The sequence below is a fragment of the Streptomyces sp. NPDC049577 genome (assembly GCF_040675635.1).
GTDB lineage: Bacteria > Actinomycetota > Actinomycetes > Streptomycetales > Streptomycetaceae > Streptomyces.
Genome location: NZ_JBFAPH010000009.1, coordinates 15,266 through 31,455, shown reverse-complemented (window position 1 = coordinate 31,455; position 16,190 = coordinate 15,266). Strand labels below are relative to the sequence as shown.

Genomic DNA, 16,190 nt, shown 5'->3' with positions numbered 1-16,190 from the left:
GGCGGTCAGCCGGCGGCGTTGTAGCGCCGCAGGTAGTCCGCGAAGCGCGCCAGATCGGCGTCGTCCCAGTCGGTGAAGCGCTCCTCGAAGCTCGTCCGCCGCTGCCGGTCCGCCTCCTCCAGCAGCCGCAGGCCGTCGGGGGAGGGGCGCAGGATCTGGCCGCGGCGGTCGTCCGGGTCGGGCTCGCGCACGATCAGACCCAGCCGTTCCAGGACGCCGGTCTGGCGGCTGACGGTGGACTTGTCCAGCAGGAAGTGCTCGGCCAGGTCGGTGCCCCGGCAGCCACCGCTCTCCCGCATGTGGTCGAGCAGGGTGTAGGTGACCAGCGAGAGCTCCGGGTGGATCTGGGCCGCCTTGTGCCGGGCCCGGCGGGCGAACGCGGTGAGCTCGCGCTGGACGGTGGTGATGGTCACATCGCGGTCGGGCATTTCTCGAACCTTCCTCTTGGTTGCATAGTACATACAGTATTGGTTGCATTTACCAACCAGATGCGACCGGATACGGAGAGAGAGGAACCGCCCCCGCATGGCCCCCGCACCCCACGCCGAACACGCCGGACAGGCCGGCCACGCCGGACACGCGGCGCCCGGCGCGCGCCACCACCTCCGGCACGTCGCCGTCCACCTGCTGACCCCGCTGCTCATGTGCCTCGGCATGGGGCTGGCCTACCTCGGCGCCTTCCACGCGCCCGAGCCGCACGGCATGAAGGTCGCCGTGGTCGGCAGCTCGGCGAAGGCCCAGGTGCTCGCCCAGACGCTCAAGGACAAGGCCGGCGACGGCCTGGACGTCACCACCGTCCCCACCCGCGCCGCCGCCGTCGACCGGCTCCAGGACCGCGACCTGGCCGGCGCCTACGTCCCGAGCGCCACGCACCCGGAGGCGCTGGTGTCGAAGGCCAACTCGGAGACCACCGCGACCGCCGCCACGGCCGTCTTCCGCACCGTCGCCGACCGCCAGGGCGTGCCCCTCACGGTTACCGACCTCACCCCGACCACCTCGGGCGACCCGACCGGCCAGGGCATCTTCTTCCTGCTCGTCGCGCTGAGCATCGGCTCGTACGGCAGCGTGGCCGCCATCGGCGCCGCCGGGGCCGGGCTGAAGCTGTGGGCCCGCGCGGCCGTCGGCCTCGCGACCTCCTTCGCGGTCAGCGTCATCGGCCTCGCGCTCGCCGGACCCGTCTTCCACGTCGTCGACCACGACTACGCGGCCGTCTGGGCCATGTCCTGGCTCTACTCCGCAGGAGTGATCACCATCGGCATCGGCCTGCACACCTTCCTGAAGCGCTGGACGACACTGACGCTGATGGTGCTCTTCGTGATGCTCAACTTCACCTCCTCGGGCGGGGTCGTCCGCCCCGAACTGCAGAACGGCTTCTTCGGCTCCCTGCACGCCTTCTGGAACGGCGCGGGCTTCGTCGAGGGCGCGCGCAGCCTCCTCTACTTCGACGGCGGCGCCGGCTTCGACGGCCGGCTGCTGTCCCTGGTGCTCTGGCTGGCCGCCGGCGCGGCGACGCTCGCGCTGGCGGGCACGGCCGAGAAGCGCCGGGCGGCGCGAGCCCTCGCCGCGACGGCCTGACTCCACCCGCATCCGTTCACCTGAATCGAGGAACCATGTCCCACCCCGCCGACACGGTCGCCCGGCTCCGCGTGGCCTTCCGCACCGGCCGCACCAAGCCCGTCGACTGGCGGACCGGCCAGCTGCGCCGGCTGCGCGAGATGCTCACCGAGCACGGCACCGACCTCGCCGCCGCCCTCCGCGAGGATCTCGGCAAGAGCCCGGCCGAGGCCCACCGCACCGAGATCGACTTCACGATCCGCGAGATCGACCACACCCTCGACCACCTCGACGCCTGGCTGCGCCCCGAGCCCGTCCCCGTCCCGGCCCGCCTGGGGGAGGCCTCGGCCTGGACGCAGTACGACCCCCTCGGCGTCGTCCTGGTCATCGCGCCCTGGAACTACCCGGCGCAGCTGCTGCTCACCCCGCTGCTGGGCGCCCTGGCGGCCGGCAACGCGGTGGTGGTCAAGCCCAGCGAGCTGGCCCCGGCCACCTCGGCGGTCCTCGCCCGGCTGCTGCCCGCGTACCTCGACACCGAGGCCGTGGCCGTCGTGGAGGGCGGCGTGCCCGAGACCACGGCCCTGCTGGCCGAGCGCTTCGATCACATCTTCTACACCGGCAACGGCACGGTCGGCCGCATCGTCATGGCCGCGGCGGCCCGGCACCTCACCCCGGTCACCCTCGAACTGGGCGGCAAGTCACCGGTCTTCGTGGACCGTGACGCCGACCCGGCGACCGTCGCCCAGCGCCTCGCGGCCGGGAAGTTCCTCAACGCGGGCCAGACGTGCGTCGCCCCCGACTACGTCCTCACCGACCCCGAGACCGCCCGCGCGCTCGAACCCGAGCTCGTCCGTGCCGTCGAGGCGCTGTACGGCCCGGACCCCGCGGCCTCCCCGGAGTACGGGCGGATCGTCAACGAACGGTACTTCGACCGCCTGACCGCCCTGCTCGGCTCCGGACGCGTGGTCACCGGCGGCGACGGCGACCGCGCCGCCAAGTACATCGCGCCGACCGTCCTGGCCGACGTCGCGCCCGATTCCCCGGTGATGGCGGAGGAGATCTTCGGCCCCGTGCTGCCGATCGTCACCGTCGCCGGTCTGGACGAGGCGATCGACTTCATCAACGACCGCGACAAGCCGCTCGCGCTCTACGCCTTCACCGAGTCCGAGGACACGCGGCGGCGCCTGGCCGCCGAGACCTCCTCCGGCGGCCTCGGCCTCGGGCTGCCCCTCGCCCACCTCACCGTCTCCGACCTGCCGTTCGGCGGCGTCGGCGAGAGCGGCATGGGCAGCTACCACGGCCGCTGGTCGATCGAGACCTTCAGCCACCGCAAGGCCGTGCTGGCGGCTAAATAATCTTGATCTTCTGGAGCTCCGCGCCGGGGGTCTCCTCCACGTAGATGTTGCCCCCCGCGCGGAGGACGTCCTCCATCCAGGCGTTGACGTGCAGGGCCCGGTTGATGGTGTCCGTCTTGTTGTGACCGGTGATCTCCACCGAGCGCAGCAGCGCGCGATAGGTCCGCTCGGTGAGATTGACGGTCACGCGCACGAGCCTGCCCTGCTCGGGTGACTCCTCGCGCCGGGCCTCTGTGGCGGCCATGCCCTCTCCTCCTCAGCACCTGCTCCGACGTCGGACGGGAGCCCCGGACATACGGTACATACCGGAACCGATCTTCGAGCGTATGCCGCGCATACAAAAGGCGCGCGTCGTGCAGCTCCGTGCACCGTCGTGCAGCGCCGTAACTCTATGTCGCCAAATATGACCGTTTCGTTGCCAAAAGTGCTAGAAACGTGTAGGGGCAGGGGGACTGAGGGACGGGAGCCGAGCATGACCGGTCATGAGAGCGTCTACGACCCGTTGCCCGACGTCGTCGATCTGACCGGCGAGACGCCGAGCCCGGCGGCCGAACCCGAGGTCTATCTGGAGCCGCACTACTGCAGTCATGACGACTCGTCCGGGGAGGGCGGCGCATGACGCCCCGCAGGCCGAAGGTCTCCGTCCCCGCCCCCGCCGAGGCGGAGCCGGAGGCGCCGACGGCGAAGGCCGAGCCCAGGATCATCCGGGAGACCGTCGAGACACGACTGCCCGGCGGCATCGTCCTCAAGGCCCAGACCCAGCCCGGCTCGGCCGTCAACGTCATCTCCGGCTACGCCACGACCGTCGCCATGGCCGCCGGCTCGTCCCTGGCGACCGCCGTCATCTGCCGGATGGCCTCGATCGCCGGCCTCTGGCTGACGGTCGTGGGCCTCGCCACGTTCGTGGCGGTGGCGGGGGTGGGCCTGCTCCTGGTGCTCCGCTACTCGTCCCGCCCACCCCGCAGACGCAGACGCCGCTGACGGTCACCGGCCTGCGAGCGCGCCAAGACCGGGGGCCTCACACTCGGAGCCGGCCGGTACGGAACCGGCACGCGGGTCGTCCCCGGCCCTGCCGGTCCAGTACCGCAGCGCTTCGAGGGCGGTGAGCCCCTCGGCCTTCGCCTGCCGCAACCGGCCGATCCAGCGCACGCCCGCGTTCAGTCCGGCGGCCCCGGCGGCGGGCGCGGGGACGAATCCGGCGGCGTCGTCGGTGGGCGAGGCCCACAAGTGCCCCAGGACGACGCCCTCTTGGATGACGGGAACGTACGCCACCGCCGTGCCGGTGTGGCGCGCGTAGTCGTCCGGTGCGTACACCGTGCGGAACTGCGGGTCGGCGGACAGGGGGCCGCGCCGCTGTCTGGACATCTCCATCAGCTGATCATCGCGCACCCGGCAGCGCGACGGCGCTGCCCAGCGCCTCTCTGACCGCCGCCCTGCCGCGCTGCGTGGCCGCGACTGCGCCGCCGGTCGACGCTCCTCGGGCCCACACCGGCTCAGCCGGTACGGCGTCTGCCGGCTGGGCCGTCGGGCCCGCGGGAACAGTGAGCCCATGGACTACCTCTCGCACTTCCACCGCGAGGTCCGCGCCTTCGAGGCCGCCGTCCGCGGCGCCGTCGGGGCTGACGGCGCGCCGCTCGTGCCGTCCTGCCCCGGCTGGTCCGTCACCGACCTGGTCGCGCACCTCGGCGGTGTGCACCGGTACGTCGGCCACATCGTCAGGGGGCGGCTCCAGGAGCCGCCCGACCCCGCCGACCGGTCCTTTCTCCACCTCCCCGCCGAGCGGCCCGGCCGGCCCGTGTCGTTCGACAACTCGCCGCACCGGGGGCCCGTGCCGGGCGGGCTCGTCGGCTGGTTCGCGGACGGAGCCGCCGCACTGGAGTCGCTGCTCGCGGGCGCCGAACCGGGCGAGCCCGTGTGGACCTGGGCGCCGCAGCGGGACGTCGCGTTCTGGCGCCGCATCCAGGCCGTGGAAGCGGCGGTCCACCGCTGGGACGCGGAAGACGCGCTCGGCACCGCGCAGCCCGTCGACGCGGAGTTCGCCGCTGACGCCGTCAGTCACACCTTCGAGGTCATGGCCCCGGCCCGCCGCGCCTGGCGACAGGCCCCGCCGGGGAAGGGCGAGCGATTCCGCTTCCGTCGCACGGACGGCCGGGAAACCTGGGTGGTCCGCTTCGAGGGCGACGACGTCCGTCTGGGCGAAGAAGGCGTTGACGACGGAGACGCGGACGTCGAGCTGGCCGGCACGGCATCGGACTTGATGCTCTTCCTCTGGCAACGCCTCCCGGCGGACCGCCTCGACGCGGTTCGCGGTGAAAGGGCCATGGCGGAGCGCTACTTTGCGCTTGTCCCGCCCGTCTAGCCCCGACGGCGGAGGGGCCGCACCGAAGGGAAGGCGTAGCCTGACGATCAAGCAACGATGATCAACGTGGAAGGCCGCGCGTGAGCGAGCACACGACCTTGCCGGATGACTACGAGCGGCTCTACTCCGCCGCGGCTCGGATGCTCTGGGCCCAGAGGCACCCGTCCTGGCGCGAGGAGGGTTCGGAGTGGCCGGAGGACCGACGGCTGGCCTGGCAGGCTCTGGAGCGGGTCCTGCTGGCCTCGGACGCGTCCTTGGGGGAGCCCCGGCCCGGCGAGCTGTCCGATCCGTCACGACACCTGATCTCACGACGAGCACCGGGCGATAGCGACAGGCCGCTGTCCTTCGCCGAAGCGGTTGAGGACTGGAGGCGGCGACTGGCTGCCGACCCCGGTTACCTCGTCGAGCGCGAGGAGCCCTATCCCGACTACTACATGAAGCCGGGAGCCTGTGTCGTAGTGCCCCACTCACGACACCTCGCATTGATCGCGATCTTCCACGAGCTGTTCCATCGCGTCGCACCCGGGCGCCCGGGAATCGTCCTGGGCCAGGATGCGGCTGATCTGAGCGCGGTGTCGCACGAGGCCGCCGACGCCTTGCGTGCCGCGCTGGGGTCGGCTGTCCCGACGCCTCATCCCGCCACCGCACCGTGGGTCGAGCCCACGCCTCACCGCGTGGCCGATGTACCGGACCTCGTGCAGAAGTTCGAGGAGTTGCGCCGTGCGGCTTGGCCGGCGGCCGAGACGGTTCCCTCGCCGGAGGAAGTGATCGAGACCGCGGACTTCTCGATCGAGCTCTCGGCTGCCAGGGCGGCTTCCGATGTCTTGCAGATGCTGGCCGGTCGGCCGGCACCCGCATGGCGCGAGGAGTACGAGGAGATCGATCCTTCCCGGCACCGTGTGGTGGGCCTGGTTTCCGGAGAGGCCGGCCCACGCCCCACATCCTTCGGGGAGGAGGCGAACAGTTGGCGAAGTCTGTTCGCCGAGGGTTCCGCCCCCTGGTCACCGCAGGACTATCAGCGGCAGTTCCACCCGGACCGGGGCGAGGACGACGTGGTGCTGTCCGCGACCCGGGCGCTCGTCTTCGCCGAACTGCTGGACGAGTACGCGGCGAGGCACGTCCCGGGGCGCCGGTCGGGGCTCATCCACTACGGCGCTTATGAATTCGGCCAGTTCGTGCTCTGGGAATTCGGTCGCGAGCTTCGCGCGCACGTGGGCTTCTGAGGGGGCGCTCCATGGAGAACAAGCGCCATCGCATACTCGTGGTCTCCGACCTGAGCGGTATGGGCGAGGGAGGAATCCCTGTCTTCAATCAGCATCTGACCGAGGCCCTCGCGAGGCATCACGATGTGACCCTGTTCACTGCGAAGCCGGACACCGCCCCCCACGAGGGAGTGCAGCTGCGCACCACGCCGGAGCGTCCCGGAAAGGAGGTGGAGTTCCGGGACTGGCTCAAGCATCACGCCGGCCAGGACCCGCGGAGCCTTGGACTGCCGGACCCGCAGTCCCGTCCGTTCGACCTGATCATCGGTCATTCGCGGTTCTCCGGGCCGGCTGCCGTGGAACTGCGGGACCGCTGGTATCCGGATGCCAGGGTCGCGCACTTCCTGCACACGAGCCCCGAGCGGCTCCCGCTGTTCACCTTGCCGAACGATCCCGATCTGGCACAGGCCAAGGCGCAGCGGGATGCCAAGGCCGAGCGCATGGTGATGGAACGTGCCGATGTGGCCGTCGGCGTCGGACCGTTGCTGGCGGCGGAAGCCGAGCGGCTGGCCTCGTCCGGACGGCACGTGCCCAGCTCGCACCAACTGGTCCCCGGGGTGAAGGTCGAGGCCCTGGCTCAGCACCGACCGGTGGACGGCAAGCTCAACCTGCTGGTCATGGGGCGAACGGACGACCCCTTGAAGGGCGTCGACGATGCGCTCCTCGCCGTCAAGGCGTTGAACGAGAGGAACATCGAGGTTCACCTCACCATCCGGGGTGCCAAACCCGAGCAACTTCAACGGGCGACGGAGCTGGCGCAGAACCTGGGAGGTGCCGCCAACGTCACGGTCAAGCCCTTCACCAATGACAACGAGGAGCTGAAGAGGGACATCGTCGCCGCCGATGCCGTCATCATGCCGTCCAAGCACGAAGGCTTCGGCCTCGTGGCCACGGAGGCGGCGGGACACGGCATCCCCGTTCTGGTGAATCAGGAGAGCGGTGCGGCGCAGTTCCTCGGAGACAAGGCACGCATCGATCCGGCCATCGGGCAGCTGTGCATCGTTCCCGAGCCGGACAACCCGCGACAACGGCCTGCCACGTGGTTCAAGGCGATCAAGGAATTGAAGGCGGATCTGCCTCAGCGCAGGGAGAACGCAAAAGCGCTGCGTGAGGCGCTCAAGGCCTATTCCTGGGACCATGCCGGGCAGTGCCTCGTCGAGGCGGCGATGAAGACGACGCCGAAGACCCGGCACGGGCAGGCCGGTCCGGCGGTGCAGCAGAGGGTCGCGACGGTCCAGGGGCCGAACGGAACGCTGCTTTCCGCCGGCGAGAAGAACCAGGGACCAGTGCGGACGGATGCCGGGCCGCGGAGCATGCTTGCCAGAGCCGCCGGCCTGACCTCTCCGGGAGTCCGCCCGCCGGGGCAGGGGCCGCGGCCCGCTCGGAACGGCCCCGCACCCGCGGCCCGTCCCTTCCACCTGCCGCAGCACCGCCCGGGCGAGGGCAGGAGCCCCGGCCGGTGAACCGCCGTCGCGGATGAGCCGAGCCCTGCGTGGTATCCCCCGTCCGGCCTAGGCCGCCTCCCCCTCCACCCCCGCCTCCCCGAAGCGGGCCAGCGCCAGGGCTCCCAGGACCGCCAGGGTGAAGCCCGCCACCGCGACGGGGAGCATGCCCGGGCGGGTCGTGTCGCCCAGCCAGGCGACGCCCACCCAGGCCGGGCCGAGGGTTTCGCCGATGACCATGCCCGCCGTGGCGGCGGTGACCGAGCCGCGTTGCAGGGCCGAGGTCAGGAGGAGGAAGGCCGCGCCGCCGCCGAGGAGGAGGGCGTAGGCGGCGGGGTTGGTCAGGAGGGCGGGGAGCGCGAGGTCGTCGATGAGGCGGACGGCGACCTCGACCACGCCGAAGCCGAGGCCGGCGCCCAGGCCGAGGGCGGCCGCGCGGGCGCGGCCGGGGAGGCGGCCCGCCGCGGCGCCGACCGCGAGGACGCCCGCGGCGACGCACAGGACGCCGACGCGCAGGGCCGTCGAGCCCGTACCGGAACCCTCGCCTCCGGAGGCGAGGGCGAGCAGGGCGAGGCCGCCGCAGACGACGGCGACGGCCGTCCATTCGATGCCGCGCAGGCGGACCCGCAGGACGCGCGAGGCGGTCACCGCCGTGACGGCGAGGCTCGCGGCGAGGGCGGCGCCGACCGCGTAGATGGGCAGCGAGCGCAGGGCGACGAGTTCCAGGAGGAAGCCGAGGCCGTCGAGGGCGAGGCCCGCGACGTAGCGCCACTGGCGGACGGCGCGGGCCAGCAGGACGGCATCCACCCCGGAACCGCTGCCGGCCTCGGTCGCCCGCGCGGCGACGGCCTGGAGGACGGAGGCGGTGCCGAAGCAGGCCGCCGAGCCGAGCGCGCACACCATGCCCAGGATCACGGTCCCGACTCTAGGGCCCTCGGGGGCCGGGTTTAGGGTGTACGAACATTTCATCGGGACAGACGCAACGGGGGCGTCAGCAACATGGCACAAGCGGTACGGCGGCGCTTGCGGTCGAGCACGGTCATCCTGGGCGGAATGGGGGCCCTGGCGGCCGCCCTGACGTCCTGCGGCTCGGAACCGGACAAGCGCTGCGTCGATCCCAACAGCTACGACGCCGCCAAGGGCTACCGGGTCCTGGACTCCAAGGCCTGCTCCAGCAAGAGCGGCAGCGGCAGCGGCACCGGCACCAGCGGCAGTGGCAGCGGCACGAGCACCGGCCGCTGGTACTACGGGTCCGGCAACTCCGGCGGTTACGCCGACAAGGGGACGTTCAACAAGAGCCAGGCCGTCAAGCGGGGCGGCTTCGGCTGCTCCGGGTCGAGCGGCGGCTGACCGGCGTGCGACGCCATCGCACCACCCCCCGCCCCGGCTGGCAGGAGACCGTCGAGGCGCAGGGGCTGATCTATCCGCTCTGCCGGCACCCGGACGGCTCCCTGCGGCCCTACTGGGACGAGAGCGCGTACTACTCCTTCTCCCTCGGTGAGGTCGAGGCGCTGGAGGAGGTCGTCGCCGAGCTGCACGAGATGTGTCTGACGGCGGCCGCGCACATCGTCGAGCGGGAACGCTGGGCCGACCTCGGGATCACGGACGCCCGGCTCGCCGGGCTGATAGCCGAGGCGTGGCGGCGGCGCGAGGAGCTGCCGTCCCTCTACGGCCGTTTCGACCTGCGGTACGACGGCCGCGACGGCGGTCCGGCCAAGATGCTGGAGTACAACGCCGACACCCCGACCTCCCTCGTGGAGGCCGCGAGCGCGCAGTGGTTCTGGATGGAGGATCGTTTCGCCGCCGAGGTCCCCGGCGCCGACCAGTGGAACTCCCTGCACGAGCGGCTCGTCGATGCCTGGAAGCGGCAGGCGGCGCTGCTGCCGCCCGGCGCGCCGGTGCACTTCGCGCACTCGGCCGGGGACGAGCTCGGCGAGGACCTGATGACGGTGGCGTACCTGCGCGAGACCGCCGAACAGGCCGGCCTGGACACCCGCGCCATTTCGGTGGAGAACATCGGCTGGGACGCCCTCTCGGGGCGCTTCGTCGACGAGCGGTACGGGTTCGTGCGCGCCTGCTTCAAGCTGTACCCGTGGGAGTGGCTGGCCACGGACGAGTTCGGGCCGCACGTGCTGGACACGCTGGACAACGGCGGCGGCACGGGCTCCACGCTGTGGATCGAGCCCGCGTGGAAGATGCTGCTCTCCAACAAGGCGCTGCTGGCGATCCTGTGGGAGCTCTTCCCCGGCCACCCGAACCTGCTGCCCGCCTATCTCGACGGTCCGCGCGAACTGGCCCGTGGCCGCGGCTGGGTGGCCAAGCCGCTGCTGGGCCGGGAGGGGGCGGGCGTCACCGTGCACGCGCCGGGGGCGCGGGAGCCCGTGGTGCGGGACGAGGCGTGCTGCTACCAGGAGCTGGCCCCGCTGCCGGACTTCGACGGCAACCGCGTCGTGCTCGGCGCGTGGGTCGTCGAGGACGAGCCGGCGGGGCTCGGCATCCGCGAGTCCGCGGGGCTGATCACGGACGAGTACGCCCGGTTCGTCCCGCACGTCATCCTGCCCGTCGGCTGCTAGCCGATCAGGTCGAGCGCCTCGCCCACCGGGTCGCCGTAGCGGACCTCGTCCAGGATCTCCTGGCCCGTGCGCGGCAGGCCCGTCGAGGCCTGGAGCGTGAAGGTGTCGGGGGCCGCGGACGGCGGCGGCGGGGCCATCTCCTCGGCCACGGCGCAGGCCGGGGCGATCGCGGTGAGCGACAGGGCGGCCAGTAGGGGGGTGACGGCGTGGCGCAGACGCATGGGAATCTCCCTCAGGGTTCTCGGAGTGCTCGCGAAGAGAGTGCTCGCAAAGAGAACGAAGGGGGACACTTCAGGTCACCGCCGTCATCACCGTCACCCCCGCCCGGCCCCGCGCCGGCCGGGCGTCAGGCGCCGAGCACCGCCCGCAGCTGGTCCAGCCCCCAGTTGAGGTCCTCCTTGCTGATGACCAGTGGCGGGGCGATCCGGATGGTGGAGCCGTGGGTGTCCTTGACGAGCACGCCGCGCTCCATCAGCCGTTCGGAGACGTCGCGGCCGGTGCCGTGCGCCGGGGCGATGTCGACGCCGGCCCACAGGCCCCGGCCCCGGACCGCCTCGACGGCGCCGGTGCCGGCCAGCAGGCCCAGCTCCCGGTGCAGGTGCTCACCCAGCTCGGTAGCCCGTTCCTGGTACTCGCCGGACCGCAGGATGGCGATGACCTCCAGCGCCACCGCGCAGGCCAGCGGATTGCCGCCGAACGTGGACCCGTGCTCGCCGGGCCGGTGGACGCCCAGCACCTCGCGCGAGGAGACCACGGCGGAGACGGGGATCACGCCGCCGCCCAGCGCCTTGCCCAGGATGTAGACGTCCGGGACGACCCCCTCGTGCTCGCACGCGAAGGTCCTGCCCGTGCGGCCCAGCCCGGACTGGATCTCGTCCGCCATGAAGAGCACGTTCCGCTCGGCGGTCAGCCGGCGCACCCCGGCCAGATAGCCCGCCGGCGGCACGAGCACGCCCGCCTCGCCCTGGATCGGCTCCAGCAGCACGGCCACGGTGTGCTCGTCCACGGCGGCCTCCAGCGCGGCCAGGTCGCCGTACGGGACGATCTCGAAGCCGGGGGTGTACGGACCGTAGTCCGCCCGTGCCTCCTCGTCCGTGGAGAAGCTGATGATCGTGGTGGTGCGGCCGTGGAAGTTGTTGTCCGCGACGATGATCTTCGCGCGTCCGTCCGGCACGCCCTTGACCCGGTAGCCCCACTTGCGGGCGGTCTTGACGGCCGTCTCGACCGCCTCGGCGCCGGTGTTCATGGGCAGCACCATCTCCATGCCGCACAGGTCCGCCAGCTCGGCGCAGAACTCGGCGAAGCGGTCGTGGTGGAAGGCGCGCGAGGTCAGGGTCACCCGGTCGAGCTGGGCCTTGGCCGCGTTGATCAGCCGCCGGTTGCCGTGCCCGAAGTTGAGCGCCGAGTAGCCGGCCAGCATGTCGAGGTAGCGCCGGCCCTCGACGTCGGTCATCCACGCGCCTTCGGCGCTCGCCACCACGACCGGCAGCGGATGGTAGTTGTGCGCGCTGTGTTCGTCGGCGGCGGCGATGCTGCGTTCGGTGGCGGTCAACGTGTGCTCCGTTCGTGTCGGGGCCATGCTGTGCCGCCTTTCTACACCCGGATCCACACCGTGTACGGGCCGTCGCGCCGAGTCCGGTTCCGCACCTGAGAGAATGTGGGCATGGCCCTTGATCGTCCGCGCGCCCTCTCCGGTATCCAGCCCACCGCAGGCTCGTTCCACCTCGGGAACTACCTCGGTGCCGTCCGTCAGTACGTGGCCCTGCAGGAGACCCACGACGCCTTCTACATGGTCGTCGACCTGCACGCGATCACGGTGCCGCAGGACCCGAAGGAACTGCGCGCGAACACCCGGATCGCCGCCGCCCAGCTGCTCGCCGCCGGCCTGGACCCCGAGCGCTGCACGCTGTTCATCCAGAGCCACGTTCCCGAGCACGCGCAGCTCGCCTGGGTGATGAACTGCCTCACGGGCTTCGGCGAGGCGTCCCGCATGACCCAGTTCAAGGACAAGTCGGCCAAGCAGGGCACCGACCGCACCACGGTCGGTCTCTTCACCTACCCGATCCTCCAGGTCGCCGACATCCTGCTCTACCAGGCGAACTCCGTGCCGGTCGGCGAGGACCAGCGCCAGCACGTCGAGCTGACCCGCGACATCGCCGAGCGCTTCAACGGCACCTACGGCCCCACCTTCACCCTGCCGTCGGCGCACATCGTCCGCGAGACCGCCAAGATCTACGATCTCCAGGACCCCACGGCCAAGATGAGCAAGTCGGCGGCCACGCCGAAGGGCCTGATCAACCTGCTCGACGACCCCAAGGTCTCGGCCAAGAAGATCAAGAGCGCGGTGACCGACACGGACACCGTCATCCGCTTCGACCAGGAGAAGAAGCCGGGCGTCAGCAATCTCCTCACCATCTACTCCACCCTCACCGGCACCCAAATCGCCGAACTTGAGCAGAAGTACGAGGGCAAGGGCTACGGTGCGCTGAAGACGGACCTCGCCGAGGTCCTGGTGGAATGGGTGACCCCGTTCCGCGCCCGGACCCAGGAGTATCTGGACGACCCCGAGACCCTGGACGCGGTGCTGGCCAAGGGGGCCGAGAAGGCCCGTGCGGTCGCCGCCGAGACGCTGGCGCTGGCCTACGACAAGGTGGGCTTCCTGCCCGCGAAGCACTGAAGGACGTACCCGCGGGTGCCGATGGTCCTCTCCGCCAGGGCCGAGGGGACCTGGCAGAGGGCCCGGCCCAGCCGCCACACTGACCACGGGAACGTACAGGCGCACAGGAGGGAGAACGCAGTGGGGACCGTAACGCTCGGCGTTTCGATCGCGGTCCCGGAGCCGTACGGCAGCTTCCTCCAGAAGCGCCGCGAGGGCTTCGGCGACCCGCACGCCCACGGCATCCCCACGCACGTCACCCTGCTGCCGCCGACCGAGGTGGCCGAGGCGTCGCTGCCCGCGATCGAGGCCCATCTGGCCTCGGTCGCCGCCCTCGGCCGGCCCTTTCGCATGCGGCTGTCCGGCACCGGGACCTTCCGGCCCCTCTCGCCGGTCGTCTTCGTCAACGTCGTCGAGGGTTCCTCGGCCTGCTCCTGGCTCCAGAAGCGCATCCGCGACGCGGCCGGGCCCCTCGCCCGCGAGCTGCAGTTCCCCTACCACCCGCACGTCACCGTGGCGCACGGCATCGCCGAGGAGGCCATGGACCGGGCCTATGAGGAGCTCGCCGGCTACGAGGCGGCCTGGACGGCCGGCGGCTTCGCGCTCTACGAGCAGGGCGCCGACGGCGTGTGGCGCCTGGAGCGCGACTTCCCTTTCGGTGAGCCGGAGCCGGAGCCGATCGTTCCACGTCAGGGCGCCGTCTCGCCCCTGAGCCGGCCCGCCCCCTGACCGGAGCCGGGAGAGGAACCCGTCCCGAATCTGGGTAGGCGTGCGGCATGGACTGGCTCACCCGTCTGCCGCTGATCGGGCCCGTGATCGCCCGGCTGACGCGCACCCACGCCTGGCGCTCCTACGAGACGCTCGACCGCGTCAAATGGACCCGGCTGGCCGCCGCGATCACCTTCACCAGCTTTGTCGCGCTCTTCCCCCTCCTCACGCTCGCCGCGGCCGTGGCCGCCGCCCTGCTCACCGACGCGCAGACCCGGGAGCTGGAGCACCGGATCGCGGCGCAGGTGCCCGGCATCTCCGGCAGCCTCGATCTGAGCTCGCTCGTCGACAACGCCGGCACCGTCGGCATCGTCGCCGGCGCCCTGCTGCTGCTCACCGGCATCGGCTGGGTGGGGACGCTGCGCGAGTGCCTGCGCGCGGTGTGGGAGCTGGAGGAGGACCCGGGCAACCCGGTCCTGCTGAGGCTGAAGGACGCCGCCGTGCTGCTCGGTCTGGGCGGGGTCGCGCTGCTGTCGGCCGGCTGCTCGGCCTTCGCCTCGGCGGCCGTCGACTGGGTGGCCCGGGAGTCCGGGATCTCCGGCAGCGGCCCCGGCGGTCTGCTGCTGACGGCGGCGGGCTTCGCCGCCGCCGTCCTCGCCGACTTCCTGATGCTGCTGTACGTGCTCTCGCGGCTGCCCGGCGTGCTGCCGCCGCGCCGCCGCCTCGTGGTCGCCGCGCTGATCGGCGCGGTCGGCTTCGAGCTGCTGAAGCTGGTCCTCAGCGGCTATCTGCGCGGTGTGGCGGCCAAGAGCATGTACGGCGCCTTCGGCACGCCGATCGCGCTGCTGCTGTGGATCAACTTCACGGCGAAGCTGACCCTGTACTGCGCCGCGTGGACGGCCACGCGGCCCAAGGGCGACGCGCCGGTCACTTCGGGCGGCGCCGCACCAGCTCCGGAAGTGGCCAGCGGCGGTGCACCACGAACGCCGCCACCGCCAGCAGGGCCAGCGCCCCGCCCGTGATCCCGACCGCCGTCCACATACCGTCGCCCGATCCGGTGACCGACGCCTGCGCGTTGTTCCGGGCGCCCCGGGCGCTGCCGGCCGTCGCCGCGCCGCCGGACTTGCCGGCCGCGGCGCCGCCCCGCGGCGGGACGAGCACGCCGACCGGGGTGACGTGGCCGGACGCCTCGAAGCCCCAGTCCATCAGGGCAGCGGTCTCCTTGTAGACCTCGTTGGGCTCCTTGGTCTCCGGGTTCATCACGGTGACCAGCAGCTTGCGGCCGTCGTGCTGGGCGACGCCGGTGAAGGTGTTCCCCGCGTTCGTCGTGGAGCCGTTCTTCACCCCGGCCATGCCCTGGTAGGGGGTCATGCCGTCGGCGCCGGTGAGCAGCCGGTTGGTGTTGATGATCTCCTTGAACTTCCCCTTGTTCTCCGCGTCGGGGAACTTGGCCCGGGCCGTCGAGCAGTACTCGCGGAAGTCGGCCTTCTGCAGCCCGGAACGGGCGAACAGCGTGAGGTCGTAGGCGCTGGAGACCTGGCCCTCGGCGTCGTAGCCGTCGGGGGTGATCACATGGGTGTCGCGTGCCTGCAACTCGTCGGCGTGGTCCTGCATGTCGTCGACGGTCCGGTTCACGCCCCCGTTCATCGCGGACAGCACGTGCACGGCGTCGTTGCCGGAGCGCAGGAAGACACCCAGCCACATGTCGTGGACGGAGTAGGTCTCGCCCTCCTTGATGCCGACCTGGCTGCTGCCCTCGCCCATCCCCTCCAGGTCGGCGGGGACGACCTTGTGCCGCTGCTCCTTGGGGAACTTCGGCAGCACCGTGTCGGCGAAGAGCATCTTCAGCGTCGAGGCGGGTGGCAGCTGCCAGTGCGCGTTGTGCGAGGCCAGCACGTCGCCCGACTCGGCGTCCGCGACGATCCAGGAGTTGCCGCTCAGGTTCTCCGGCAGGTGCGGCGCGCCCGGGCCGTACTGCACCTGGGTGCCCGGCTTGCCCAGCAGCTCGCCGCCGATCGTGGACATCTGCTCGGGCGGCTCCTTGGGCGGCTTGCCCTTCCCGGCCTTCCCGTCGTTCTTCGGGCCGGAACCCGGAGCGGCTCCGCCCGGCGCGGCGCTCGGCGAGGCCGGGCCGGGGCCGGGGGCGGCGTGGGCGGTGGGAGCGGTCGCCAGGGGCAGCAGCATCGAGGCGGTGGCGGCCAGCAGAGCCGCACCACGGCGTCGGCGCGCGCGCGTCGCGGAGTGTGATGTCGTCGGCACGGTGGTGAACGTACCTCCACCC

Annotated in this window: 19 protein-coding genes; 12 read left to right on the top strand and 7 right to left on the bottom strand. The window is 71.8% G+C overall.

The window, feature by feature from the left end:
• Positions 1-5: 5 nt before the first annotated feature.
• A complete protein-coding gene (locus AB0K09_RS02530; RefSeq protein WP_366063370.1) occupies positions 6-428 on the bottom strand; it encodes a MarR family transcriptional regulator in 423 nt (140 codons plus the stop codon).
• A 97-nt stretch (positions 429-525) separates the two neighbouring features.
• Here AB0K09_RS02530 and AB0K09_RS02525 point away from each other — a divergent pair, with 97 nt between their 5' ends.
• On the top strand, positions 526-1,575 hold the full coding sequence (locus AB0K09_RS02525) for a hypothetical protein (RefSeq protein ID WP_366063369.1): 1,050 nt from the start codon (positions 526-528) through the stop codon (positions 1,573-1,575).
• Between the two features lie 35 nt (positions 1,576-1,610).
• A complete protein-coding gene (locus tag AB0K09_RS02520) occupies positions 1,611-2,909 on the top strand; it encodes an aldehyde dehydrogenase family protein (RefSeq protein WP_366063368.1) in 1,299 nt (432 codons plus the stop codon).
• Here AB0K09_RS02520 and AB0K09_RS02515 read toward each other — a convergent pair.
• Complete coding sequence (locus AB0K09_RS02515) at positions 2,902-3,153, bottom strand: hypothetical protein (protein WP_366063367.1); 252 nt, start codon at positions 3,151-3,153, stop codon at positions 2,902-2,904. The two genes, AB0K09_RS02520 and AB0K09_RS02515, sit on opposite strands and share 8 nt — an antisense overlap.
• A 228-nt stretch (positions 3,154-3,381) precedes the next feature.
• Between AB0K09_RS02515 and AB0K09_RS02510 the strand changes: the two genes are divergently transcribed.
• Positions 3,382-3,528, top strand: a complete 147-nt coding sequence (locus AB0K09_RS02510) for a hypothetical protein (RefSeq protein ID WP_366063366.1) — start codon at positions 3,382-3,384, stop codon at positions 3,526-3,528.
• The gene (locus tag AB0K09_RS02505) at positions 3,525-3,890 is read left to right on the top strand and encodes a hypothetical protein (protein WP_366063365.1); all 366 of its coding nucleotides are present in this window, start codon (positions 3,525-3,527) and stop codon (positions 3,888-3,890) included. Before AB0K09_RS02510 ends, AB0K09_RS02505 begins: the two co-directional genes overlap by 4 nt.
• Positions 3,891-3,893: 3 nt before the next feature.
• Here the strand turns inward: AB0K09_RS02505 and AB0K09_RS02500 are convergent, their stop codons facing one another.
• Entirely contained in the window at positions 3,894-4,280 is a 387-nt protein-coding gene (locus tag AB0K09_RS02500) for a hypothetical protein (protein ID WP_366063364.1), read from the bottom strand.
• 178 nt (positions 4,281-4,458) lie between these two features.
• Between AB0K09_RS02500 and AB0K09_RS02495 the strand changes: the two genes are divergently transcribed.
• From AB0K09_RS02495 to AB0K09_RS02485, 3 genes are all read left to right on the top strand, one after another.
• Complete coding sequence (locus AB0K09_RS02495) at positions 4,459-5,268, top strand: maleylpyruvate isomerase family mycothiol-dependent enzyme (RefSeq protein ID WP_366063363.1); 810 nt, start codon at positions 4,459-4,461, stop codon at positions 5,266-5,268.
• A gap of 80 nt (positions 5,269-5,348) precedes the next feature.
• Entirely contained in the window at positions 5,349-6,491 is a 1,143-nt protein-coding gene (locus AB0K09_RS02490) for a hypothetical protein (protein WP_366063362.1), read from the top strand.
• A gap of 11 nt (positions 6,492-6,502) precedes the next feature.
• Positions 6,503-7,993 (top strand): glycosyltransferase family 4 protein, encoded by a 1,491-nt coding sequence (locus AB0K09_RS02485; RefSeq protein WP_366063361.1) that lies wholly within the window; start codon positions 6,503-6,505, stop codon positions 7,991-7,993.
• Between the two features lie 48 nt (positions 7,994-8,041).
• Here AB0K09_RS02485 and AB0K09_RS02480 read toward each other — a convergent pair whose 3' ends face one another.
• Positions 8,042-8,875, bottom strand: coding sequence for a hypothetical protein (locus tag AB0K09_RS02480; RefSeq protein WP_366063391.1), 834 nt, complete (start codon positions 8,873-8,875; stop codon positions 8,042-8,044).
• A gap of 96 nt (positions 8,876-8,971) precedes the next feature.
• Between AB0K09_RS02480 and AB0K09_RS02475 the strand changes: the two genes are divergently transcribed.
• Together AB0K09_RS02475 and AB0K09_RS02470 are read left to right on the top strand one after the other, a co-directional pair.
• Positions 8,972-9,322 carry a hypothetical protein gene (locus AB0K09_RS02475; RefSeq protein WP_366063360.1) on the top strand — a complete coding sequence of 117 codons (351 nt, stop codon included), beginning with the start codon at positions 8,972-8,974 and terminating at the stop codon, positions 9,320-9,322.
• Between the two features lie 5 nt (positions 9,323-9,327).
• Positions 9,328-10,545 carry a glutathionylspermidine synthase family protein gene (locus tag AB0K09_RS02470; protein WP_366063359.1) on the top strand — a complete coding sequence of 406 codons (1,218 nt, stop codon included), beginning with the start codon at positions 9,328-9,330 and terminating at the stop codon, positions 10,543-10,545.
• Here AB0K09_RS02470 and AB0K09_RS02465 read toward each other — a convergent pair.
• The gene (locus tag AB0K09_RS02465; RefSeq protein WP_366063358.1) at positions 10,542-10,766 is read right to left on the bottom strand and encodes a hypothetical protein; all 225 of its coding nucleotides are present in this window, start codon (positions 10,764-10,766) and stop codon (positions 10,542-10,544) included. The genes AB0K09_RS02470 and AB0K09_RS02465 overlap by 4 nt on opposite strands.
• Before the next feature lie 125 nt (positions 10,767-10,891).
• Positions 10,892-12,097 (bottom strand): ornithine--oxo-acid transaminase, encoded by a 1,206-nt coding sequence (gene rocD / locus AB0K09_RS02460; protein WP_366063357.1) that lies wholly within the window; start codon positions 12,095-12,097, stop codon positions 10,892-10,894.
• A 111-nt stretch (positions 12,098-12,208) separates the two neighbouring features.
• On the opposite strand from rocD, the gene trpS reads away from it, so the two are divergent.
• From trpS to AB0K09_RS02445, 3 genes are all read left to right on the top strand, one after another.
• A complete protein-coding gene (gene trpS / locus AB0K09_RS02455; RefSeq protein ID WP_366063356.1) occupies positions 12,209-13,222 on the top strand; it encodes a tryptophan--tRNA ligase in 1,014 nt (337 codons plus the stop codon).
• 120 nt (positions 13,223-13,342) lie between these two features.
• Positions 13,343-13,930 (top strand): 2'-5' RNA ligase family protein, encoded by a 588-nt coding sequence (locus AB0K09_RS02450; protein ID WP_366063355.1) that lies wholly within the window; start codon positions 13,343-13,345, stop codon positions 13,928-13,930.
• 47 nt (positions 13,931-13,977) lie between these two features.
• Positions 13,978-14,931: a YihY/virulence factor BrkB family protein gene (locus tag AB0K09_RS02445; protein ID WP_366063354.1), complete on the top strand. Its 954-nt coding sequence runs from the start codon at positions 13,978-13,980 to the stop codon at positions 14,929-14,931.
• Here the strand turns inward: AB0K09_RS02445 and AB0K09_RS02440 are convergent.
• Complete coding sequence (locus AB0K09_RS02440; protein WP_366063390.1) at positions 14,837-16,093, bottom strand: D-alanyl-D-alanine carboxypeptidase; 1,257 nt, start codon at positions 16,091-16,093, stop codon at positions 14,837-14,839. The two genes, AB0K09_RS02445 and AB0K09_RS02440, sit on opposite strands and share 95 nt — an antisense overlap.
• Positions 16,094-16,190: the final 97 nt, after the last annotated feature.